Below are 24,220 nucleotides of genomic sequence, written 5' to 3' on the forward strand. Positions count from 1 at the left end.
AGTCTAAGCATTAGTCAATTCCGAAATATTAAGCCGACGGTTCGCCGTTGGCTTTTCCATTTTCACAACATCACCTTGCATCTTTCGTTGCGAGTCAAGGCGTTGAATGGTCTAATACCCTCAATCGGTTCCGTAAACGGTAAGCAGAATGCACCAAGATAATCAGCCCACTTTTTTCTTTTTTGATTACGAGACTTGGGGAACAAGTCCAGCCAAAGATCGTCCAAGCCAATTCGCAGGCGTTCGCACTGATGAAAACTTCAATATCATTGGTGAACCTTTGGTCATGTACTGTCGCCCACCTGCTGATTATCTCCCTTCACCTGAAGCCGCTTTGATCACTGGCATTACGCCACAAAAAGCCGTGCAAGAAGGCCTACCTGAGCCTGAGTTTATCGCTAAGATCCACGCCGAGCTTTCTAAACCAAACACAACGAGCCTTGGTTACAACAGCATCCGCTTCGATGATGAAGTCACACGTTACACTTGTTACCGCAACTTTATCGACCCGTATGCCTGGAGCTGGCAAAACGGTAACTCGCGCTGGGATTTGCTAGATGTGATGCGAGCGTGTCATGCCCTTCGTCCTGAAGGTGTGGAATGGCCGGAGAATGATGAAGGCTTTACGAGTTTCAAGCTTGAGCATTTATCCGTCGCCAACGGCATTGAACACAGCAATGCTCACGATGCGATGGCAGATGTAATTGCTACGATTGAGATGGCGAAGAAAGTCAAAGCCGCGCAACCAAAGCTGTTTGATTACTTTTACTCGATGCGTAACAAGCGCAAACTGAACGAGCTAGTCGATATTGTAAACATGACGCCATTGATGCACGTGTCAGGCATGATGGGACGTGAGTGCCAATACACAAGCTGGATTGTGCCAGTGGCTTGGCATCCAACCAACAACAACGCCGTCATTACGATTGATTTAGCCAAAGATCCTCAGCCTATCCTTGAGCTTTCAGCAGAAGAGTTGAAAGAGCGTTTGTACACCAAGCGTGAAGAACTGGGTGACTTACTGCCTGTACCCGTAAAGCTCGTGCATCTGAACAAGTGCCCTATTCTTGCTCCAGCTAAAACGTTAACGGCAGAGAACGCAGAAGTAATCGGAATCGACCGTCAGAAATGTTTGAGTAATCTAGCGCTGCTGCGTCAACACCCAGAAATCCGTGAGAAGCTAATTAGTCTATTCTCTATTGAGCGTGAGTTCGAAAAGAGCGATGATGTGGATACGCAACTGTACGATGGCTTCTTTTCACCAGCAGATCGCGCAGCGATGGACATCATTCGTGAAACAGATCCAAATAACCTTGCTGCGCTGGACATTGAGTTTGATGACAAACGCATCAAGCCGTTGCTATTCCGTTACCGTGCCCGTCACTACGCAGGCACACTGGATGAACAAGAACAAAGACGTTGGGCACAACACTGTCGTGAAGTTTTCGAAAGCCAAATTGAAGAGTACATGCTGAATTTAGAAAACTTAGTTCACGAACATGAAAGTGACGAAAAGAAGATAGCGATACTAAAATCCGTCTATCGTTATGTAGAGAGCTTAGCCTCCTAATTTCTTACCTTGTTCAAGCGCACCTTCGGGTGTGCTTGTTGTTTTATATGCTGTCAAAATGATTAAAGATCGATTACTACAGCTGGTCCATTTGCTCATTTCCCTCGCACTCATCATGGGAGCACTTGGCATCGGCAACACTATTCAAAAATTCACTGGCGTTTCTGTTCCTGGAAGTGTCATCGGTATGCTTGTGCTGTTTTTCTCTATGACCCTTGGCTTCGTTAAAGTCGAATGGGTTAAGCCTGGCGCGACGCTTTTCATACGCTACATGATCTTATTGTTCGTCCCAATCAGTGTTGGTTTGATGCAGCACTTTGATATGTTGTTGGCGAATGCACTGCCAATTATTGCGAGTGCCGTAGGCGGGTCACTGATCGTATTGGTCAGCTTAGCGTGGTTCTTAGATTACTTGCTGAAGGAGAAACACTAATATGTGGTTACTTGTCACTATTGTGGTTTTCCTTGCCGCTCGTCAAATCTCGATTAAGGTGAACAACCCAATCGCCAACCCGCTTTTAATCAGCATTGCAGTATTGATCCCTCTACTCACCTTTTTGAAAGTGCCGTTTGAAACCTACTACGCCGACAACGAGTATATTAGCTTCTTGCTTCAACCCGCTGTTGTTGCGCTAGCGTATCCGCTCTATGAGCAACTGCCTCAAATCAAAGCCAATTGGCGCATTATCGCGCTGGCTTGCTCTTTGGGCAGCGTGATGTCGATGCTAACGGCAACACTTATTGCTGTTGCGTTCAAAGCAGACATCAGCCTCATTGCAAGCTTAGTGGGCAAATCGGTAACCACCCCTATCGCGATGGAAATCTCTAGTCACTTAGGTGGTGAAGCCGCTGTTGCCGCTATTTTAGTGCTTATTGTGGGTTTATTCGGGGCGATTTTAGCTTACCCAATCTTTAACCTTATCGGCATTAAGCACCCTATCGCTCGCGGCCTGACAATGGGTACTGTCTCTCACGCACTTGGGACAGCAACATGTGCTGAAAAACAGCCTGGTGATGCGGCTTTCTCATCTCTAGCTTTGGTGCTGTGTGGCATCATCACTTCTATTCTTGCGCCAAGCTTCTTTGCTTTGGCTGTTTGGTTATACCAATAAAGACCTCATTGACCTGCTCTGCTTTGCTTCCCGATAAAGTGAGCAGGTCATAATCTCATCCAGAAAATTCGCAGTATGAATATACGTTGATATAGTTATTAGTGGGACAGAGATAACGTTAAATCGTCGTGAAATCGAATACATGTGTGAGCTCACTCTAATTATGTAACGTAAATTATCATTACACACATTAACGTGATCTAAAGCACAGAACATTTCCATCTTTCACATAGAATAACTGTCCATGCAATAACAAGGATTCAACATGAAAAGTCGCATTGAACAGGCGCTAGCAAGCGCTCCTGAAGCACTTTCAACACATCTTGCTCCTATCGTTCTCGCTGACGATTTTGATGCCACTATTTCTGAGCAACAGTTTGATGAGCTGCTGAACGCTACCAACCTTTCAGACAAAGAGCTTCGTGTTGCTCTACTTCCTTTTGCCGCAGCGTTTTCTTACGCTCCAATTTCTGAATTCTATGTCGGTGCGATTGTTCGCGGTCTATCTGGTCGCCTTTACTTTGGTGCGAACATGGAGTTTTTCGGCGTTCAACTGGGTCAAACCGTTCATGCTGAGCAGTGTGCGATCAGCCACGCTTGGATGAAAGGCGAACATGGTGTGAAAGACATCACCATCAACTACAGCCCTTGTGGTCACTGTCGTCAGTTCATGAATGAGCTAACTACGGCAAAAGAACTTAAGATCCAATTGCCAGAACGCGAAGAAAAGTCACTACACCACTACCTTCCAGAAGCTTTTGGTCCTGCAGACTTAGGCATCGAATCTGGTCTAATGGCAGATGTAAAACACGAGTTTGTGTGTGATGAAGATGACGCTCTGATCCAAAAAGCGGTGAGCGCAATGAACATCAGTCACGCGCCTTACACTAACAACTTGAGCGGTATTGCTCTTGAGATGAACAGTGGTCGCGTATTCCAAGGCGCTTACGCAGAAAACGCGGCGTTCAACCCTAGCCTTCCACCGCTTCAGGTTGCACTGATTCAAATCCTGATGGCTGGTGAGCAGTTTGAAGACATCAAAGCTGCAGCTCTGGTTGAGAACTCGCAAGGCAAGATCAGCCACCTAGCCGATACTCAATCAACGCTAGAAGCGCTAAACCCTGATATTCCAGTGAGTTTTGTGAACGTTTAATTCATAAACTTCAATACAAATAAAAAAGAGCCCGTCGGGCTCTTTTTTATTATAGGAATTCAGTTAATCGATTCGCGGCTCTTTCTAATGCCAGGTTGATCACCTTTGTAATCTCTGGATATTGGTTGTCAGGGTCATCCCAATCAACATCTTCCGGTAGCATTACCTCTTCAAGAATCTGGTGTTCCATGACAATCTTGTTATTGCTGAGATCAACCAATGTCACTTCAGCATTAACATAACCACGTGGCGATGTAAGTGGAATAAAACCATAGTAATCACGCAACGTTCCGGCAGCCATTGTTTGAATTACCAATAAGTGGGTCGCTTGATACTGTTCTTTTACTGCAGAAACATCGTAGTCAAAGTAGCCCTTTTTACGCTCTTCTTTCGGCAGTTTATGTTCATCGGTCGCTTCATAGTATTCTGGAAGAATCACACTGCGACTTCCTCGGCTCTTGATAAGTGTCGCGACCTTGGATTTACCCAATTCAAACTTATCGTGTTTCAGTGACTGGATATGAGATTCAACACTATCTGTCACCATTTCATTGATGGCCATATCCAGCAGACCTTCACCACCTTTCCTGTGCGCATCCATCTCTGGAGGCTGAACAAACGCAACGGCGATATTTTTGTCGCCACCCGTTTGCCAAAAGTCTGAAGGGATATCCATCGCCTTTTGAGATACACACCCAGACAAAAGCATCACTGCAATAGCACAACCGATTATTCTTATATATTTCATTATATTAGACTCCTTTTTATAGAAGCGAAGAAATCTATCAATATGAAATATATTCTCAATGAGAATAATCATTTATTGTGATTGATTGCATATTAATTATTACAAACGAAGAAGCCAAGCGATGACGCAAACGTTTGCATCATTACAAAAAATCAGTATGATCCCCTGCAAATTCGGTTTCATCACTTTATTTTGTAAGGGAACACTATGTTCGGTACTGCTACTAGCACTCATGCTACCCGTGTATTACTTTTGGGCTCTGGCGAGCTTGGTAAAGAAGTGGCAATTGAATGCCAACGTCTTGGTTTGGAAGTGATCGCTTGCGACCGTTATGCCGATGCTCCAGCGATGCAAGTAGCGCATCGTAGCTACGTCATCGACATGCTTGATGGACAGGCGCTGGAAGAGATCATCAATAAAGAGCAACCTGCTTACGTGGTTCCTGAAATTGAAGCTATCGCGACCGATAAACTGGTTGAGCTAGAAGAGAAAGGCTTGAACGTTGTTCCGACAGCGAAGGCAACTAAGCTGACAATGAACCGTGAAGGCATTCGTCGCCTTGCTGCTGAAGAGTTGGCCCTAAACACTTCCCCTTATCAGTTTGCTGACAGCTTTGAGGACTTCAAAGCAGCAGTAGAACACGTTGGTATCCCGTGTGTTGTTAAGCCAGTGATGAGCTCTTCTGGTAAAGGGCAAAGCGTTATTAAATCAGAAGAAGATGTTCAAACGGCTTGGGATTACGCACAAGAAGGTGGTCGCACAGGTGCTGGGCGTGTGATTGTTGAAGGCTTTATTGACTTCGATTACGAAATCACACTGCTAACCGTGCGCGCAGCTGATGGAGTGCACTTTTGTGCTCCGATCGGGCATCGTCAAGAAGATGGTGATTACCGTGAATCATGGCAGCCACAAGCAATGTCAGACAACGCTATCAAAGCGGCTGAATACACGGCAGAGAAAGTCGTTAATGCACTGGGTGGCTACGGTATCTTTGGTGTAGAGCTGTTCGTTAAAGGCGATAAGGTTATTTTTAACGAAGTGTCCCCTCGCCCACACGATACTGGCATGGTAACCATGATTTCTCAAGAAATGTCTGAGTTCGCACTGCATGTTCGAGCGTTCACTGGCATGCCGATCAACAACATAGTTCAGTATGGACCATCAGCATCAGCGGTTATTTTAGGCCAAGGTACATCAACTGATATCCGCTTTGACAATGTTGCCAAGGCATTGGCTCAGCCACAAACTCAAGTACGTTTGTTTGGCAAACCTGAAATCGACGGTCGTCGTCGCTTAGGCGTTGTTTTAACGCGTCGTAAGACTATTGAAGATTCGATTGAAGATGCAGTAAATAACGCATCTAAAGTGCAGATCGTTTACTGATTTCTTTAATCAGCTAAAGATAGACAAAAGCGCAGCTCAATTGGCTGCGCTTTTTCTTTCTGTGGGTTCGAAAAGTCCTTTATTCGCTCTCTATTAAGTAGACTTCTTCAGAGAAGCGGCTTAGACCTTTCTTCGCAATTTTGGGATGGTTTTCGTCGGCTTGGTCGACATTCAAACAAGTCACCTTATAACCCGCAAACAGCTGTTCAATCTCTTCTACTGGCACGCTAAATGGAGGGCCTGACATCTCATCCTGTGGGTAGTTAAGAGTCACAAGTAAAATACGTCCGCCAGGGTTCAACAGTTGCTTAAGACGAGCTACGTATTCTTCTCGCATTTCTTGCGGCAAAGCCACAAGCGCCGCACGATCGTAAATGATATCGGCGTTAGAAACAGGCGCAGTAAAGAAGTCGCCAGTGTAAATCGACAACTCATCGAACTGATACAACTCATGCATGCCGTTTAATGATGTGACAATCGGCGTGTAGAAGTGTTCAGCAAAAAACGCACGCACGGCGATAAGGCTGAGTTCGACACCTTGCACGTCATCATGCTTCGTCGCAAGCCATACCAAATCCTCTGACTTTCCGCACAAAGGAACTAACACGGTGTCTTCGCGTTTAGGATTGGTATGCTGCCAGAATGCAGGTAACAGTGGATTCACGTCATCTAGGTGGAAACCAATTTGGTTACTCGCCCATTTACTGTGCCAAAATTCTTGATCTCTCATTTTACTTCTACTTGTCGGCTGATTGTGGATTCGAGCTTTGCGCTTCGCTTTTGTGGGGTAAGACTAATGATTTTTTCAAATTTGTCTATGCCGTTCATCTTTGGTTAATACTGCGATGGTAGTATGGCTATCGTTCAAGAATGAACCCTTCCTTTTTCTGGTTGTCAGAATAAAGGAAAGCAAAATGGTGATCTAGAACACGATTCCACCATAAGGCTAAAAAACAGCCTTGGAATCTATCGTAGAGCCCCCATTAACTAGGTAGTACCTGATTTGCGAATCTTAGTGACCTTTTCGTTACCCATTTTCTAAGTGCAAGCAAGTTAAGGAGAGTGAATGAGCTTATTTTTACGTACTACAGCATTGATGCTTTTAGTACTAAGCCGTGCGCCGGCGTTCGCCGCACTTCCAAATGTCCCGAGTAACGAGCAACAAAACCGTTCTGCTAGCCAAAACGAAGTTTGCTCAAAATTGTTTAAGCATAGCCTTAGTGGTTTGTATGGCATTCAGTCAATCGACTCCAAACCAACTCAACCTTATTCAGATTTCGACGTACTTTACAGCAAAGCTCACCAAGCGCAGTTCGAGTTAGAAACTATTTGTAAAAGTACTGCCCTTCTTACTGACGCCCAACCTTACTTCGCAGGCGTTAAATCTCAACATCGTGCCGAAGAAAAAATTGCTCACGAATTGGATGGTCAAGTAGAGCGAATTACAGACTTAGCACGAGCAACTATCGTCGCGGATGACGTAGCAAGCCTTGTCTCTGTTTACGAAGCGTTAGAGCGTGAAACTACCATCGTTAAAGTGAAAAACCGCTTTAAGAAACCAACGGCCTCTGGCTACCGCGACTTGAACCTTTTAGTCCGTCTCCCTAAGACGAATTTGATTGCTGAAGTTCAACTGCACCTTAAAGCCATTGCTGATGTTAAGAATGGCCCGGAGCATGATTTGTACGAACAAATTCAGAAGCTGGAGCGTCAAGCTCTGGTAGAAGGTCGAAACTTAAATGATATCGAGACAGCATCGATTCGCAGCATGCGCACTCAATCGAAAAACTTGTATCAAGAAGCTTGGCATCCGTACCTGACGACACACCTAGAAGCTGCATAAACAAGCCGTCTTTTAGAAACTGATTTCCTCAATACTGAAAACCACCGCAATTGCGGTGGTTGTTTATTTGTTCTTTAGTAAGTAACGAAGCGTACAGACAAAAAGACCACGACAAAGCGTGGTCTCATTCCATGTTACATGGCTTACTGGTCTGCCTTTAGGTTCTCTACGCGAGCTTTCAACTTCTGACCCGGGCGGAACGTAACGACACGTCGAGCAGTAATAGGAATATCTTCACCAGTTTTCGGGTTACGACCAGGTCGTTCGTTTTTGTCACGAAGGTCAAAGTTACCAAAACCTGACAGTTTTACCTGTTCGCCACTTTCTAGTGCCTTACGAATTTCTTCAAAGAACACTTCCACCGTTTCCTTGGCGTCCCGTTTACTAAATCCCAATTTATCAAACAGGTTTTCTGCAAGTTCGGCTTTTGTGAGCGCCATAAAACTTTCCTCAAAGCTATGTTAAACAATGCTACCTAGTGTAGCGCCAGAGCAGTTTTACCCTACCAATTCAACAACATATCGGGGTTACATCAGGAAGTGTATGCCAAGCTTATGATTTTCGCCAACTTTTTTCTTTGCTAATATACCGAATGTTTTACCACTGCGGTACTTTACCTACCATTATTTCCAGATTTTACTTTAATTCCCTCTCTATCGAGAAAAATATCCAGTTTAAATTACTAGTTTAAAACCTTAAAACAACATTAATCACTATTTAATAAAAATGTCAGATACTGGCTATTTTACAAACAATTGACACAAAACTTCTCTGTTTTTCAGTAGTTTGAGTCACTTCAAAAATAGATCTGACCAGTCACATTCAGCATACTTTTTTTACCTATTCTGCTAGGTAAATTGAAAAACGAAAGCTTGAACGAAGACAAAATTCTGCGTGTTACTCCATGACGGCAAATGGAAACATTGATACTGTTTTCACATACCGCCCTCTTACTAGCGAGCCAACATGTTTCACCAAGTCGTCAGCATTCTCTTCCCTGTATTCGCTTTGGTTTTTGTTGGCTATCTCGTTGGCCGCTACGTCAGACCAGATTTTCGCCCCATCAATCGCATTAATATGGATGTGTTCACGCCAGCACTCGTCTTTTCATCACTGGTAAACATGCCCCTCGACATGGACCAAGCCCCTCTATTAGTTTCTGCTGTTATTGCTGTCGTCGTTCCCGGCATTGTGATGCTACCAATTACGAGGCTGACCGGTCTTTCATTTAAAGCATGGGCACCACCACACATGTTTCGAAATAGCGGCAACTTAGCGATCCCGCTGTTCACGTATACGTTCGGTGAACTCGCTTTACCCTCGGCAGTGCTGTTGTTCGTTGTCTCAGCCTGTTTACACATCAGTTTGGGTGTAATACTGCTCAGTAGCGGAAACCCCTTCAAACAGATCATTAAGATGCCGATTTTCTTATCTGCTTCACTCGCTTTGTTCATTAATCTTTCTGGAATCGGTATTTGGAACCCGTTGTATGAGGCGACCGCATTACTCGGACAAGCGGCGGTACCAGTGATGTTGCTTTCATTGGGTGCCCAGATGTTGAACCTGAGATTAGGAGGTTTAAAGGTAGGTCTTATGTGTACCGTGCAATCGCTTGGGACTGGTGCGATCGCATTTGCATTAATCTATTGGTTTATCCCACTGCCGACAATGCAACTGCAAATGATGGTGTTGTTCACTATGCTGCCACCAGCCGTCATGAACTATTTGTTTGCAGAGCGACTGAACATTGAGCCAATGACAGTCGCTTCAATGGTGTTGTTTGGTAATTTCTTCAGCATAATCACATTGCCGCTACTGCTGTTGTTTACCCTTTCACTCTCTTGAGCAAATCAGCCCTAGCGATAGTGGATCTTCGCAGGAAGCACCACTTGCTGTGGGGTGTGTTTTGGATCGGTAAGCAGTGCTTTGCCAACTTCATATAAGCTTTGCGCAATCAAATCACAATCTTGTTCAATCGAATCTATCTTAACTGGTAAGCAATCCAAAATAGCGTAGTTGTCGAACGTCGCAATTTTCATCTCTTCATTTAACAATTGCTGCTCTGAAAGAAAACGCAAAACCCCTTCAAGGATAGAGTAAGAAGCAACGAACAAGCGTTCCGGAAGGCGACCTAACTCTTGATAGGTTTCCTGCATCATTTGATAGCCTGACTCGGGTTGGTAATCCTTGTGTTTAACCAATGCCGCTTCAAATTTCACGCCGGCTTGCTCCAACCCTGCTTGGTAACCGGCAAAACGGTCTTTACTCGGAGAAAGCTCTAACTGACCGCCAAAGTAAGCGCACTCTTTTGCTTCCTTACCCAACTTCTCCACGACTTGCTTAGCGGCGTTGTGAGCGTCGGTTTTGATTGTCGTCATCTGTTGCTGCTCAATAACACGGTCAAACAAGATCACAGGCGTAGACTGTCTGACTTCTTGATAAAAGCTATCGTCAGACATAGACGTTGCGACCATCAGTAAATCAACTTGTCTTTCTAATAGGCTCTTTACTGCTTCTTGCTCCTGCTCAGGTTCATCCTCAGAAGAGGCGATCAACAGCTGATAACCACTGCTTCGAGCGAGCTTCTCGAGTTGCTTAGCGGTTGTGGCAAAACCCATGTTGGCCAAATCAGGAATAACCAAGCCCAAGGTATACGTTTTTTTCGCTTTTAAAGCGCGGGCATAAAGGCTTGGTGCGTAATTGTGTTCCGCGACGACAGCTTGGACACGTTTTACGGTGTCTTCATTGATTCGGTGTTTCTTGGCGTGTCCATTTAAGACAAAGCTGACTGTGGATTTAGAGACTCCGGCTAGTTCTGCAATGTCCGCTAGCTTTAATTTTTTGTTCTTCACCTGGTCATTCCGTGGTTATTTTAAGCTTGGGCTTTTTTATTATCCCGCCAATGATACTCAGGTTAATTATGAAAGCCATCACAATCCCCCACTTTGCGCTTGGGCAAACACTCTAGATCATGGTTAAGATCACAATTAACGTCATTTTGACCTTTTTGGTTCAAATAAACATTGATTAGCTAAAACGATTTAGCAAAAATGTAGTTAGTGATTAGATTCTATTTTAGGTAGTAGTTATGAGTAAGATTTGGGTGACTGGCGATGCCGTTGTTGATTTGATTCCAGATACAGAAAGCACGTATTTGAAGTGCCCTGGTGGCGCGCCAGCCAACGTTGCAGTCGCAATCTCTCGATTAGGCGGTAACAGTGCTTTCTTTGGCCGCGTTGGTCAAGATCCTTTGGGTCGCTTCATGAAAGCAACGCTGGCACAAGAACAAGTCAACACAGATTACATGCTGTTGGATGAAGCACAGCGCACATCAACAGTGATTGTAGATTTAGATGACTCAGGTGAACGCAGTTTTACTTTTATGGTGAAGCCAAGTGCAGACCAATTCCTAATCCCTGCTGACATCCCCGAATTTGCTCAGGGTGAATGGCTACATGTTTGTTCAATCGCACTAGCAAACGAACCGAGCCGCAGCAGCACACTAAAAGCGATGCAAGATATTAAAGCGGCCGGTGGCTTCGTCAGCTTTGATCCAAACCTGCGTGAAGAAGTTTGGGCGAACCCAGAAGAGTTAAAACCTGTGGTTCGCCAAGCAATTGAGCTGGCTGACGTGGTGAAATTCTCTGATGATGAGCTACTGTTCCTGACCGACACGGACTCCCTTGAAGCGGGTCTTGAAGCCATCAAAGCATTCAACAATACGCTTGTCCTTATTACTCAAGGTGCAAAAGGCGCGTTGGTTGTATTCGAAGGTGAACAAGAGCTGATTGCAGGCCAAGCAGTCAAACCAATAGATACAACAGGCGCTGGCGACGCATTTGTGGGTGGTTTGCTGGCTCGTTTAGCTCAACAAAATGAGTGGGCGAACAAAGAAGCGATCCATTCAGCAGTTAACTGGGCAAATGGTTGTGGTGCTTTAGCGACGACGCAAAAAGGCGCGATGACAGCATTGCCAACTCAAGATGCTTTGTTGGCTTACATCTAAAACAACATTTCCGTAGGTTGAAGCTCAGGTAATAAAATAGAAATCCCCGCAATTGCGGGGATTTTTTTATTTGCCGTTTTTAGAATTAAACCTTTTGGAAAGGCGCTTTTGCCGCTTTCAAATAATGCAGAGTTGTTTCTCGCTCTCCACCTTGTAAAGACAAACGTGTCGCATCGACATCAGTAAACACACGCGACGTCATCACCGCTTCACCACCGTTAACAAACACTTCAACAGAAGAAGTATCCGCTAAGATACGCAGTTCAATCTTGCCAGACTCTAGCGGTAACTCGCGAACCGTATCTTGTGCTCGATTCAATGTTTTAGAACGATCTAAGATCAATCGACGCTCAACGTCATCGGCTTTTATCGTCAGTTTTTGCGCTGTATTTTCGAAGAGGCATAACTCGTCTCCCCATTCTAACGTGATAGTTAAATCGAAAGACTTGGTTCCGATATCCATACCATCGGAATTCAACACAAATTGGTTTGTTGATTCAATTAGCGATTCAAGCTCATGAATTGGAAATTGATACAGCTTGCCATCACGGAAGCTCATTTCACGCATTGTCGTCAGTTGATGTACCCAGCCATTGTCTGAACTCGGTTGATCGATTTCATCTGGTAATCCCATCCAGCCACACATAACACGGCGACCATCTGGCGTAAGCATGGTTTGCGGCGCGTAAAAATCAAAACCAAAATCGAGATGCTGGAATTCGCTCAGCTGAAGGCCATCTTTTTCATTCCACTTTGCCTTCACAATGCCATTATGGTGAGGAATTGAGTTGTATTCGGAAAACGAAGGAATTCCTTGTGGACCAATGACAACAAAGTTCTGCTCAGACAAATTGAACATGTCCGGACATTCCCACATATATCCGAAATCACCAAACTCATCGCCATACAAACCGTCAAACGTCCATTGATACAAGTCGTCAGATTTGTAAATCGCTAGGCGCCCTTTTAGCTCTTCCGTCTGCGCACCCAATAACATTAGCCACTGGTTATCGTGACGAATCACCTTAGGGTCGCGGATGTGTGGTGTTACACCAGGAGGTAGTTCACCAATCACCGGACCATGCTTAACGAAGTTCACACCGTCAGTTGAAGTCGCTAAGCACTGGGTTGTATGACGATCTCGTTGCGGCCCAATTCGTGTATTGCCTGTGTAGAACAACATCAATTCGTTTTCTTGGCTAAGCGCATGACCAGAAAATACACCATGACTATCGAACCAATCTGAAGGCGTGAGTGCAACGGGTTGCCATTCCCAGTTGATCAAGTCAGTACTGGTTAAATGTGCCCAATGTTTATCTTTGTGTTCGCACCCATACGGATACCATTGGTAAAACATGTGGTATTGGCCATTGTGGAACACAAAACCATTTGGGTCGTTAAGCAAACCTTGTGGTGGCGTTATATGCCATAAGGGACGGTACTCACATTCAACAGGCTCTTGAAGTGATTCAAAGCGTTTCGCTTGTTCTTTGGCGATCGTCTCTCCTAGCTGAAGTAATGCTTCCGCACTGACAGAATCTGAGCGCACAAATCTCACTTGCATTTTTCCCTGAACTTCTTGTAGCTGCTCAATCAGCTCAGAGTCTTGAATTAGCGTGTGTTCACGCACTTCAAAAATAAGGTCTGAATCAGGAATCAAAACGCGAGAGATGTTTTCAACTCCCCCACAAACGGCAATATATGGTGCTAACGACATTTACTTTAACCTAAAACTCAAATTGGGAACGTTTGCAAAAATAACATATCAAATAACGAATTCATAGATAACAGCGGATCATAGACAACAAAAACCGTGATCAACCTAACGCTCTAAAGCATCTTTTAGTTTATAGCTTAGTACTTAAGTTCTCGTTAGCTGCTACGCTGCTCTTCACACTTGAGAACGTTCCCTAAAAAATCCTATTAACCAGTGGAAGATTTAGATCTACCTTTCTTACAAAGCGGTAATAAGCAACGTAGAGGTTTACTATTAAAACCAAGAGGTTAAGTGTTACACTGAAACCATTCAACCAAACGTTACATTGCGAAATTCCATGAAGTCGATTTTCCAGATCAGCGATTGTCACTTAAGCGATCCATCTAGCTTTGAAAACCTGCGCAAAGCGCTGTTGTGTGCTCAAAATGATTCATCCTGCGATACTCTTATTCTCACTGGAGATCTGTGTTGCAACCCTCAATCTGGCGACTACCTCAGTCTAGTCAACTTCATAGAGCAACACACCCGAGACAAGCGTATCTTCGCCATCGCTGGTAATCATGATGACCATGAACTGATGAAACAAGAACTGCGTGGAAGTTGCATCGCCGTTGTCGATAAAGCCAAGCTCCATGGACGAGAGGTTATATTTTTGGACTCAAGTGCAAAGCCATTGGATAAGCGACACCCTTTAGGCTCTGGCCGAGTTGATAACCGTGGTTTAGCAGTCCTAACTAAACAGCTTCGCCATGTCGCCAACCCGATCGTCGTTGTCCACCATCCCATTATTCCTGTTGGCTCAGACTGGATGAAAGCGATTTGCTTAGAGAACGATGTAAGCTTACTTGCGCTTTTGGCAAAGCATCGAGTTCAGGATGTAATTTGCGGGCATGGACATGATGCACTGACTGTAACGCGTCAAGGTATGACTCAACATATGGCACCCGCCACCGCTTATGGCTTTGACCACAGTCTTGAGAAATACAACCGAAGTGAAAGGATTGGTGTGAATAAGATTTGCTTTGAAGGTGAGAGGATAAAAGTGGAGACAATTTGGCTATAGCTATTCCCTATTCCCTATTCCCTATTCCCTATTCCCAAAATACAAAAAACCCTGCCGAGCTGGCAGGGTTTTCATTTCTTGAGAAAATACGTTACGCGAGATTAGTCACGTAGAGACGCACCAAACTTCTCAGAAACGTGAGCAACGATAGCGTCAACCGCACCAGCGATATCTGCATCTTCAAGCGTACGCTCAAGTGACTGTAGAGTCAGAGCGATTGCTAGGCTCTTCTTACCTTCTTCAACGCCTTTACCTACGTAAACGTCGAACAGTTTCGCATCTTTAAGGAACTCACCACCTTGCTCTAGACAAGCGTTAACGATGTCACCAGATGCAACAGCTTCATCCACTACTACCGCGATATCACGACGGTTTGAAGGGAATTTAGAAAGTGCTACCGCTTCTGGGATCACTTTGCTGTTGATTGCAGACCATTCGATTTCGAATACGATAGTACGACCGTTTAGACCGAACTTACGCTCAAGCTCAGGGTGAACTGTACCGATCACGCCCACTTCTTTGCCATCTACGATGATTGCCGCAGATTGACCTGGGTGAAGTGCTGGATGCTTAGCTGCAGCGAAAGAGTATGCTTTTTCGTTCGCAGATAGCTCTAGAATCGCTTCTAGATCGCCCTTAAGGTCGAAGAAATCAACAGTGTTGGTTTCGATATCCCAGTGCTCTTCACCGCGAGTACCAGCAATAACACCTGCAAGCATAGGCTCTTGGCGCATGCCGTTTTCTGCAGATTCACATGGGATGAAACGTAGGCCGTATTCGAATAGACGAACGCGTGGCTGTTGACGCTTCTGGTTGTGAACAACCGTGTTCAGCAGACCTTGGATAAGACCAAGACGCATTGCTGACATGTCTGCAGAAATTGGGTTTGGAAGCACTAGAGGCTCAACACCAGGTACAACTAGCTTTTGTTGCTCAGGCTCAACGAAGCTGTATGTAATTGCTTCGTGGTAACCACGGTCAACAAGAAGATCACGAACACGTTTCAGTGGAAGATCCGCTTCAACGTGGTTGTGCATCTTAAGTGCTGCAGCAGGGTGTTGGTTAGGAATGTTGTCGTAACCGTAGATACGGCCAACTTCTTCAATCAGGTCTTGCTCGATAGCGATATCGAAACGCCATGTTGGTGCTACTGCCATCCAACCTTCTTCTGAAGCTTCAACAGTCAGGCCTAGGCGCTCTAGGATTTCTACTACGTCAGCATCAGCGATGTGGTGACCTAGTAGGTTGTCTAGTTTAGTGCGACGTAGAGCAACTTTGTTTGGCTTAGGTAGGTCTGCTTCAGACTCTACTGCAACAACAGGTGCTACTTCACCACCACAGATCTCAACTAGAAGCTGAGTTGCACGCTCCATTGCGCTCACTTGTAGTGCGTAATCCACACCACGCTCGAAACGCATTGAAGAATCAGTGTGCAGACCGTAGCTACGAGCGCGACCACGGATGTGGTCAGGTGCAAAGAATGCACACTCTAGTAGAACGTCTTTAGTCTCAGTTGTTACACCAGACTCTTCACCACCAAAGATACCTGCGATTGCAAGTGCTTTGTTGTGGTCAGCAACGACTAGTGTATCTGCGTTTAGCTCTGCTTCGCTGCCGTCAAGAAGTGTTAGCTTCTCACCTTGCTCAGCCATACGAACTACGATGCCACCTTCGATCTTCGCTAGATCGAACGCGTGCATTGGTTGACCTTGCTCTAGAAGAACGTAGTTAGTGATGTCTACTACAGGGTCGATCGAGCGAATACCACAACGACGCAGTTTCTCTTGCATCCATAGTGGTGTTTCAGCTTGAACGTTTACGTTCTTAACAACGCGACCTAGGTAACGTGGACACGCAGCTGGCGCTTTCACTTCGATAGACACTTTGTCTTCGATTGAAGCCGCTACTGCTTCTACTGATGGCTCAGTCACGTCAGCGCGGTTTAGTACGCCAACTTCACGAGCTAGACCACGGATGCTGAAACAGTCAGCGCGGTTTGCTGTTAGGTCTACGTCTACTGTTACGTCGTCTAGACCTAGGAATTCACGGAAATCGGTACCAATTACTGCGTCTTCTGCTAGTTCCATGATGCCGTCTGACTCAACGTCGATACCTAGTTCAGTGAATGAACAAAGCATACCGTGAGATGGTTGGCCACGTAGTTTCGCTTTTTTGATTTTGAAATCGCCTGGAAGAACAGCACCAACTGTTGCTACTGCTACTTTCAGACCTTGGCGACAGTTGTGTGCGCCACAAACGATGTCTAGAAGCTCTTCTTCACCCACGTCAACTTTAGTTACGCGCAGTTTGTCTGCATCTGGGTGTTGACCACATTCAACAACGTGACCAACTTTAACGCCGTTGAACGAACCTGCTACAGGTAGCACGTCATCAACTTCTAGACCCGCCATTGTAATTTGGTGAGTTAGTTCGTCAGTGGTAATCGAAGGACTAACCCACTCACGAAGCCATGATTCGCTGAATTTCATAGTGATTTATCCCCTGGATTACTTGAACTGTTTTAGGAAACGAAGATCGTTCTCGAAGAACGCACGTAGGTCGTTTACGCCGTAACGAAGCATTGTTAGACGCTCAACACCCATACCGAATGCGAAACCAGAGTATTTTTCAGGGTCGATGCCTACGCTACGTAGTACGTTCGGGTGAACCATACCGCAGCCTAGTACTTCTAGCCATTTACCGTTGTTGCCTTTCACGTCAACTTCTGCTGAAGGCTCTGTGAATGGGAAGTAAGATGGACGGAAACGTACTTCCACTTCTTCTTCGAAGAAGTTACATAGGAAATCGTGCAGGATGCCTTTCAGCTGTGCGAAGTTCACGTTCTCATCAACCAACATGCCTTCCACTTGGTGGAACATTGGCGTGTGCGTTTGGTCGTAGTCGTTACGGTATACACGGCCTGGTGCGATGAAACGGAATGGTGGTTTGCCATTTTCCATCGTACGGATCTGTACGCCTGACGTGTGAGTACGAAGCATCAAATCTGGGTTGAAGAAGAAAGTATCGTGGTCAGTACGCGCTGGGTGATCAGCTGCGATGTTTAGTGCATCAAAGTTGTGGAATGCATCTTCGATTTCTGGACCAGACTCTGTGTTAAAGCCAAGTTCGCCAAAGAACTTCTCAATACGCTCAACAGTACGAGTAACTGGGTGTAGACCACCGTTCTCGATACGACGACCTGGTAGTGTCACGTCGATCGTTTCTGCTGCTAGCTTCGCTTCTAGCTCTGCACGTTGAAGTGCATCTTTACGAGCTGCGATGGCTTGCTGAACTACGCCTTTCGCTTTGTTGATCTCTTGACCAGCTTCACGGCGCTCTTCTGGTGGTAGTTTACCTAGGCTTTGAAGTTGAGCAGTTAGCTCACCTTTTTTACCTAGATACTGAACACGCACTTCATCAAGTACGACTAGCGATTCTGCAGCTTCAACTGCTGCGCTCGCGTTAGCAATGATCTCTTCTAGATGTTGCATCGTTTCCTCATCTACCTATTGGTAGTATCCATAAGGGAGTGATTGGTTTTTTGATAGCTGTACATAGTAGCCAAACCCGCCACCAAAGCCAAATTGAATTATGAAAAGAAGAGGTTATTGAATAAAAAGAACACAAAAACGTAAAAAAAGCAGCGTTGTCTAGGAATAACGCCCATTTTATCGAGGTTGTTTTTGCATAAGAAGCCAAAGAAAGTCACTGGTATTGTTCTTATCAAGCGAGAAAAGAAGACCGTTTTCTTTGGCGATTGAATATGAGAAGTAATCTAGTTTAAAGGCGTCAGTTTTTGTACGGTTTGAACTCGGTTTTTACCGTTTTGTTTTGCCAAGTAAACGCCCTCATCAGCAACTCGAATTAAATCCGTGTAGGTTTCCATATTGTCTCGACGTTCTGCGACACCGACACTGATGCTCCCTCGCCATGGTTCGAATGAAGTAGGAACAAGCATATGGGAGACCTGCTTTCTCACCGCTTCTGCCACATGCAATCCACCCTCTAACCCTGTATCTGGGCAAATCACGAAAAACTCATCGCCACCCAAACGACAAACAATATCATCACTGCGGAAGTAGTGCTTCAATGCTTGCGCGAGTTCGGTTAGGACTAAGTCCCCTGCTTCATGGCCGCAGGTATCATTCACTTGTTTGAAGTAATCCGCATCGATCATGATGCAGACCAAAGGCAGGTCTTTAGAGTCCTCATCCTTCCACAATTTCTTAAGCGTTTTTATCGCGCTTCTACGATTGGGTAACTGGGTTAACGAATCAGTTAGGGACAAGGCTTCTAGCTGTTTATTTGCATTCGATAACTGCTTCGTCCTTTCGTCCACCTTTTCCTCTAGAACTAGGTTCAGCTTGAGTAGCTCTCGATTTCGCTCAGAGACTTGCGAAAATAGCGCATTTAGCGCCTCAAGCAGTGGCTCTGTTGAGGCATTAGCTTGTTTTTCTTGCTCTTCATACGCTGCTTTTGGAGACATGCCGGATTGAATCGCCGCCACTTGTTTGGACATATTCTGATCGATGCCAAGAATGTGGTACGCCAGCCAATGAATAAGGAAATCCAGCAACTGTTCGGCCGCACGCTTATTTTCTTCATTGATGAAGCTTTGCATGCTGATGATATCGCTCATAAACGCGCGATGGACTTGGATATGTTTCTGTAGATGCTCAGGATAGATCCCCACTTCGCGCATTAAGTTCTCTTCTTCTTTGAAGTGAAACTCTGCATAACGAGAAAGATCAAACAATGCGACTTGAATATCGGTCAAGGAGATGCTGTTTTGCGCCAAAAGTTCGCCGTACTTATTGATGAAGCCGACTAAATACTGGTGTTGCTCATCAACTTGTTCGATTCCAGTTTCGAAATATGTGTCCCAACGAAATGAATTCAACGCTACTACTCCTGAGTAAAACCAGTGAGTATTGATAGTTGCTTATATACAACTATCAATACCACAATAAACATAAGGAATAGTATCGACAAATCTTCCTTAACGCTTTAGCAGTCAGTCAAAATAATGACGTGGATCTACTTGCCTCCAACTTTTCGATTAGTTTATCTACCAATTTAAAAATAATACTGGATAGAGAGTTCGATAAAGTCGTCGTCCCGTGCGAAATAAAGCAGGTCCGTTGGCGTGTCATTTTTAAACAACCAAGCATCGATTTGCCACTTGAAATGATTTGAAATGCGGCTGGAAGCCTCAAGTTTTGCGTTGTACACATCGGAGTTGTCGAGATCTTGCGTTATACCCGTTAAGATTTCTGTGCCGTCTTCGTCATTGAGTGCTAAACGAATGCCTGCAAAGACATCATTCTGACCGATGTTTTGCGCATTGTTACCACGGCTATCATAGAGATACTCACCAATAATGCCTACGTCCCATACCGTATCAAAAGCGCCTACTATCGTGTATTCAAAACCCGTCACGACGCCGACATGATTGTCGAAGCTATCGCGGTAGACACTCTCTAGCTTCCATAACCAATCGCCCACGATGCCTTGAACATCCAGTCCAACATGGCTCATGAGGGCGTAGTAAGGTTTTAGCTCTCCTTGATCAAGCCGAAAATACGGGTCACGGTTTGTTCCATAGACATAGCTTAAACCGACATCCCAATCGCCGAACATTTGTGCGTACCGAAAAGCGACATCCACATGCTTTTCTTCTCGGCTAGATTCATACAGCGCATCATCAGAGACAACAGGATCAATCCTCAAACGTCCATCTTTACCTGCAAATGTTCGCTCACGAAAATAGGGCAATAACATCGCATCCACCGTCCCCCAATCTTTGATAGAAGTAAAATGAACCATAGGTTGGCCGAGCTTATCTTCTCCATCAACCGCTTCTATCGCATCAATTTGGGTTACAGCATCAACCAAGTGCGCAGACTCTGTGACGCCCCAAAACACCTTACTAATGCCAACTCGCAGTTCGTAATCATCCCAATAGGTTAAATATAAAGCTTCTCGAATATCACCATGAGTGCGCTCATCATCCATGCTATCCCAGCGATAAAAAGGCGTGAAAGTGAAACTCGCATCACCGTCTTGCAGATCCCAATAAAGCTCGGGTTGCAACACGAGTGATGTCTGCCCTTTGTCTTGCCCCTGAGCACCGTCAGAGAAAAACTGGCGATGCTCGATATTGACCTGCCCCGCTAGTTCAACGCCAAGTAAAGGCGAAGAACACAGCATGGCCGTAATGCCAGCCAAGGTTCGGCTTGCAGCGATTGCCCTAATCATTCAACCTCCCTACTTAACGCGCTTAAGGACGTTTTTGTTGAAATCGTTGTCTTTCAAACCAGTCTGGAACGTCAATTCGCTGGTCGTCAGCTCCGTACTTTTGCCCGTTTGGTGATTCGTCATCGCCATGGTGTGAGCGCGCCAGTATTGATTCAGATATTGTTTGTAGTCGGAGAATAAAAGTGTTTTTAACAACGCACCTTTACGGTCATAAAACTCTACTTTCAGAGGACGATAGTGCGCCTTGTCCAACCAAACCACCTGCTTGGTGTAACCGGAGTTTTTATCTGTCGGGATTTGCTCTAACACAAACGTCTCTTGGTCATTCACCGTTTCATCTTTTAGGTAATTGAAACGGTATTTTTCGACCTCGAATGAGCTCAGGTCTTCATAAGCAAACTCACTGCCCATAAACGGACCGGATTTATTGCGTGAAGCAATACGTTTTACACGCTTAAGAGCCGGTAGGTAGAGCCACTGGTCATCAGCACCAACTGTATGAGAATGGTTCAGAAATGCTGTGCCCTTTACATCACGTGGCTCATCAAAAATGGTCAACCCTTTATCACCATCATCGGCAACCTCAAGTGATTTCAAGCGCATCAAACGCGTACTGCTCTCCCCTTGTGCGTTGCGAAGGATCATTTGCATGGTTGCCACCGAATCCCCCCAACCTTCATCACGAGCTTTGCGTTCCTGTGCAATCTCTAATCCTTTTACCTCATCTGCCCACGCAAATGACGAAAGCAAAAGTGAAACCGATAACGCGGCGACTTTGAATGGTGTTTTAACTAGTTTCATCATATGTTCCTTGTCTTAATTCCTGAAGTTCGTTTCTCGATTACAACGGTGTCGCCGTAACGTTTTTCTCAGATTCTGAAGGTGTTTTTTTCGTCCCTGTGTTTTGTGAGTAAGCGGCCTTATCAAACAGCATCAACAAAGTCGGTAAGAATAAGAAATCCACTAATAAAGCGATAAAGATGACAATGGCGCTGAGCTGGCCCATATCAGCATTCAAACGGAAGCTCGACATGGCCAACACCGAAAAGCCTGCCACCAAGACAACAGTGGTAATCCACAGCGCGCGCCCAACAGTATGGAAGGCGTAACGCACTGCCTGTTCGGCGGTTTGGCCTTCTTTTCGAGCACGCTGGTATTTAGAAAGGAAGTGAACAGCATCATCGACCACAATCCCGAGCGTCAGTGTGACAACAACAGATAGCCCGAGGTTGATTTCACCTGAGATAAGCGCCCAGAGACCAAAGCCAATCACGGCGGGGGCGATGTTTGGCACCAAGCTGATCAAACCAAGTTTGAGAGAGCGAAGAGCAAAAATAAGCAATGCGGAAATGAGCACTAATGTAATAGGTAAAGTAGAGAGCATACTCGCCATGTTGGTCTCACCAATGTGGGCGAACATCAAAGAAGGGCTCGAAGCAACTACTTCATATTGAGGGGCATTGTCAGCAAACCAAGCATAGATACGATTCTCAAGATCAACCAATTCAACACTGCCTAAGTTATCGACGGTGAGAACCATTTTAATTGACGATTTATCAACATTGATTTGGTTGTTTAGGTCGAGCCCATACGGCAAGGACATCTCATAAAGCAACAGATATTGCGCAGCCAGTTCGCGATTTTGTGGTAACGCGTAGTAGCTTTCATCGTCGCCATGCATGTTCTTGTTGAGACGTTTATACACATCCACTAGCGTCGCAACATGGTCAGTTTCTGGCTGAACTCGCAGCCAATCCGTAAACCCACCAATAGCATTGAGAAATACCGGGTCTGCAATCCCTTGTGACTCGTTAGTTTTAATCGCAATACTGATGTTAGTCATGCCACTGATGCGCGCTTCCATAAAGTCGGCAGCTTGGCGAAAATCACTGCGGTTATCGAAGTACTTCACGGATTCATCATTGACGCGATTCAAAGGAATCAAACTCGCGCTGACTGCAATAACCAAAACAGATACAGGCAGTAACGCTTTGCGATGTGTAACAACAAAGTCGCCCAGTTTATCCATAAAGTCAGACTTTCCGTTCGAAGGCGTTTGCTTAACATTGATAGGAAGCAACTTCAGCAAGGCAGGAAGAAGCGTGACAGAAAGGAAGCATGCGATCATTACGCCTAACGCTGATAAGTTGCCAAAGTCTCTCAATACAGGAGAATCGGACATATTCATCATCAAAAAGCCGATCGCAGTGGTCACTGAAGTGATCAGAATTGGCATGAAGTTAAGTGAAATACTTCTCTCAATAGAATGCGCTTTGCTAAAGCCATTTTGCATCGAATGACGCATGGTGGTGATGACATGCACACAGTCAGCAACGGCAAGTGTCATCACCAGTGTTGGCACATTAACGGTCGCCGTGCTCAAGAACATGCCCGCCCAACCAGAAAGCCCCATTGTCGCCATGACTGAGCCGATGATAACGATCAAGGTGGCGACGACACTCAAGAATGAGCGCAACATAATGGTCAAAAACACCAAGATCACTAACAGCATGGTTGGCACCAGCGTCGAACTGTCCTCTTGCGCCGCCGTCATAAACGCATAGTTCATGGCGATAATGCCTGCTTTATGAAACTCAACATCTGGGTAGTTCTGTTGGTAACGCTCTAGCATTGCGCTGATATGGTACATCACCTCTTGCACTTCGGCCGTCTTGTCTATTTCTGGCAGTTGAACAGTAATGTTCACAACCGTTACGTCCCCTTTTTCCGAAATCAATGCGCTTTTCAATACAGCTTCTGACAACGCAATGCTTTTGACTTTAGCGATGCGCTCAGGGGTTAACTCATAGTCTTCATACAACAAATCCTCGACGAGAAGATCGTCTTCGAACGCTTCGGTATGTTGGTAGTTGGCGATAGAGTCAACACGACTGGAATAAGGCACCTGCCACGAATCGACGGTGAGGCTTTGTATAAGTTGGAGGATTTCCGGAGTGAAGACGTCGTTGCTGGCTGGTGCAACGACAATGGCGAGATTGTCTGTTTTAGCAAAAGTGGTTTGAATTTCATCGAACGCCAATAACTGCTTATTGGTACCATCAAAGAAGATATTGTAGTCACCACGAAAATAAAGGTTCTTTCCTCCTATTGTCGCGATAACAACGAGTAATACCGTGGCCAGTAGTACCCATATACTGTACTTGGTTGGAATCTTCCCCCATTGAGCAGAGGAAGCTTGTTGAGCTTGGTGGTGTTTCATCACACTCTCCCTTTGTGACGTTTCGTCATAAAACGGAGTTAAAAAAGCAGCTTATGCTGTTCTCTAATTCCGGATACGTTTCTAACGCAATCTCTACACCGATTTAATTAGAGGTATCGGTGTAAAAATCATCGTTATTGACGATCC

Annotated in this window: 20 protein-coding genes; 9 read left to right on the forward strand and 11 right to left on the reverse strand. The window is 45.3% G+C overall.

All coding sequences use genetic code 11. From position 1 onward, the window contains the following. The first annotated feature begins 148 nt into the window (after positions 1-148). The 4 genes from sbcB (at position 149) to cdd (ending at position 3,835) form a co-directional block, all read left to right on the forward strand. Positions 149-1,570 carry an exodeoxyribonuclease I gene (gene sbcB, locus ACLIIY_RS08010; protein WP_434528488.1) on the forward strand — a complete coding sequence of 474 codons (1,422 nt, stop codon included), beginning with the start codon at positions 149-151 and terminating at the stop codon, positions 1,568-1,570. 58 nt (positions 1,571-1,628) lie between these two features. Then, positions 1,629-2,003, forward strand: a complete 375-nt coding sequence (locus ACLIIY_RS08015; protein ID WP_005439820.1) for a CidA/LrgA family protein — start codon at positions 1,629-1,631, stop codon at positions 2,001-2,003. Between the two features lies 1 nt (position 2,004). Then, complete coding sequence (locus ACLIIY_RS08020; RefSeq protein ID WP_434528489.1) at positions 2,005-2,682, forward strand: LrgB family protein; 678 nt, start codon at positions 2,005-2,007, stop codon at positions 2,680-2,682. Between the two features lie 265 nt (positions 2,683-2,947). Continuing rightward, on the forward strand, positions 2,948-3,835 hold the full coding sequence (gene cdd, locus ACLIIY_RS08025; protein WP_005439818.1) for a cytidine deaminase: 888 nt from the start codon (positions 2,948-2,950) through the stop codon (positions 3,833-3,835). Positions 3,836-3,884: 49 nt separating this feature from the next. On the opposite strand, the gene ACLIIY_RS08030 is transcribed toward cdd, so the two are convergent. After that, the gene (locus ACLIIY_RS08030; RefSeq protein WP_009705895.1) at positions 3,885-4,583 is read right to left on the reverse strand and encodes a hypothetical protein; all 699 of its coding nucleotides are present in this window, start codon (positions 4,581-4,583) and stop codon (positions 3,885-3,887) included. Positions 4,584-4,790: 207 nt separating this feature from the next. Here ACLIIY_RS08030 and purT point away from each other — a divergent pair, with 207 nt between their 5' ends. After that, positions 4,791-5,966, forward strand: coding sequence for a formate-dependent phosphoribosylglycinamide formyltransferase (purT, locus tag ACLIIY_RS08035; protein WP_180825435.1), 1,176 nt, complete (start codon positions 4,791-4,793; stop codon positions 5,964-5,966). A gap of 79 nt (positions 5,967-6,045) precedes the next feature. Here purT and ACLIIY_RS08040 read toward each other — a convergent pair whose 3' ends face one another. Beyond that, complete coding sequence (locus ACLIIY_RS08040) at positions 6,046-6,696, reverse strand: thiopurine S-methyltransferase (protein WP_434528490.1); 651 nt, start codon at positions 6,694-6,696, stop codon at positions 6,046-6,048. A gap of 336 nt (positions 6,697-7,032) precedes the next feature. On the opposite strand from ACLIIY_RS08040, the gene ACLIIY_RS08045 reads away from it, so the two are divergent. Beyond that, entirely contained in the window at positions 7,033-7,809 is a 777-nt protein-coding gene (locus ACLIIY_RS08045) for a RelA/SpoT domain-containing protein (RefSeq protein WP_005439815.1), read from the forward strand. Between the two features lie 143 nt (positions 7,810-7,952). Here ACLIIY_RS08045 and ihfA read toward each other — a convergent pair whose 3' ends face one another. Continuing rightward, positions 7,953-8,249, reverse strand: a complete 297-nt coding sequence (gene ihfA, locus ACLIIY_RS08050) for an integration host factor subunit alpha (protein WP_005427969.1) — start codon at positions 8,247-8,249, stop codon at positions 7,953-7,955. Positions 8,250-8,775: 526 nt separating this feature from the next. Between ihfA and ACLIIY_RS08055 the strand changes: the two genes are divergently transcribed. Continuing rightward, a complete protein-coding gene (locus tag ACLIIY_RS08055) occupies positions 8,776-9,654 on the forward strand; it encodes an AEC family transporter (protein ID WP_434528491.1) in 879 nt (292 codons plus the stop codon). An 11-nt stretch (positions 9,655-9,665) separates the two neighbouring features. Here ACLIIY_RS08055 and ACLIIY_RS08060 read toward each other — a convergent pair whose 3' ends face one another. After that, positions 9,666-10,661 (reverse strand): LacI family DNA-binding transcriptional regulator, encoded by a 996-nt coding sequence (locus ACLIIY_RS08060; protein WP_334422172.1) that lies wholly within the window; start codon positions 10,659-10,661, stop codon positions 9,666-9,668. 236 nt (positions 10,662-10,897) lie between these two features. Between ACLIIY_RS08060 and ACLIIY_RS08065 the strand changes: the two genes are divergently transcribed. Continuing rightward, entirely contained in the window at positions 10,898-11,815 is a 918-nt protein-coding gene (locus tag ACLIIY_RS08065; RefSeq protein ID WP_434528492.1) for an aminoimidazole riboside kinase, read from the forward strand. 85 nt (positions 11,816-11,900) lie between these two features. Here ACLIIY_RS08065 and ACLIIY_RS08070 read toward each other — a convergent pair whose 3' ends face one another. Further along, on the reverse strand, positions 11,901-13,532 hold the full coding sequence (locus tag ACLIIY_RS08070) for a glycoside hydrolase family 32 protein (protein ID WP_434528493.1): 1,632 nt from the start codon (positions 13,530-13,532) through the stop codon (positions 11,901-11,903). A gap of 337 nt (positions 13,533-13,869) precedes the next feature. Between ACLIIY_RS08070 and ACLIIY_RS08075 the strand changes: the two genes are divergently transcribed. After that, a complete protein-coding gene (locus tag ACLIIY_RS08075) occupies positions 13,870-14,595 on the forward strand; it encodes a metallophosphoesterase family protein (protein WP_434528494.1) in 726 nt (241 codons plus the stop codon). A gap of 101 nt (positions 14,596-14,696) precedes the next feature. On the opposite strand, the gene pheT is transcribed toward ACLIIY_RS08075, so the two are convergent. The 6 genes from pheT to ACLIIY_RS08105 all read right to left on the reverse strand — a co-directional run bounded on the left by pheT (position 14,697) and on the right by ACLIIY_RS08105 (position 24,073). Continuing rightward, the gene (gene pheT / locus ACLIIY_RS08080) at positions 14,697-17,084 is read right to left on the reverse strand and encodes a phenylalanine--tRNA ligase subunit beta (protein ID WP_009705887.1); all 2,388 of its coding nucleotides are present in this window, start codon (positions 17,082-17,084) and stop codon (positions 14,697-14,699) included. Between the two features lie 18 nt (positions 17,085-17,102). Continuing rightward, positions 17,103-18,086 (reverse strand): phenylalanine--tRNA ligase subunit alpha, encoded by a 984-nt coding sequence (pheS, locus tag ACLIIY_RS08085; protein WP_434528495.1) that lies wholly within the window; start codon positions 18,084-18,086, stop codon positions 17,103-17,105. 284 nt (positions 18,087-18,370) lie between these two features. Then, positions 18,371-19,495, reverse strand: coding sequence for a GGDEF domain-containing protein (locus ACLIIY_RS08090; RefSeq protein WP_009705886.1), 1,125 nt, complete (start codon positions 19,493-19,495; stop codon positions 18,371-18,373). 176 nt (positions 19,496-19,671) lie between these two features. Then, positions 19,672-20,853, reverse strand: coding sequence for a hypothetical protein (locus ACLIIY_RS08095; RefSeq protein ID WP_434528496.1), 1,182 nt, complete (start codon positions 20,851-20,853; stop codon positions 19,672-19,674). 9 nt (positions 20,854-20,862) lie between these two features. Further along, positions 20,863-21,654, reverse strand: a complete 792-nt coding sequence (locus ACLIIY_RS08100) for an outer membrane lipoprotein-sorting protein (protein ID WP_434528543.1) — start codon at positions 21,652-21,654, stop codon at positions 20,863-20,865. Positions 21,655-21,694: 40 nt separating this feature from the next. Continuing rightward, positions 21,695-24,073 (reverse strand): efflux RND transporter permease subunit, encoded by a 2,379-nt coding sequence (locus ACLIIY_RS08105; RefSeq protein ID WP_434528497.1) that lies wholly within the window; start codon positions 24,071-24,073, stop codon positions 21,695-21,697. Positions 24,074-24,220: the final 147 nt, after the last annotated feature.

Source organism: Vibrio sp. K4 (assembly GCF_051122595.1).
GTDB classification, from domain to species: domain Bacteria; phylum Pseudomonadota; class Gammaproteobacteria; order Enterobacterales; family Vibrionaceae; genus Vibrio; species Vibrio owensii.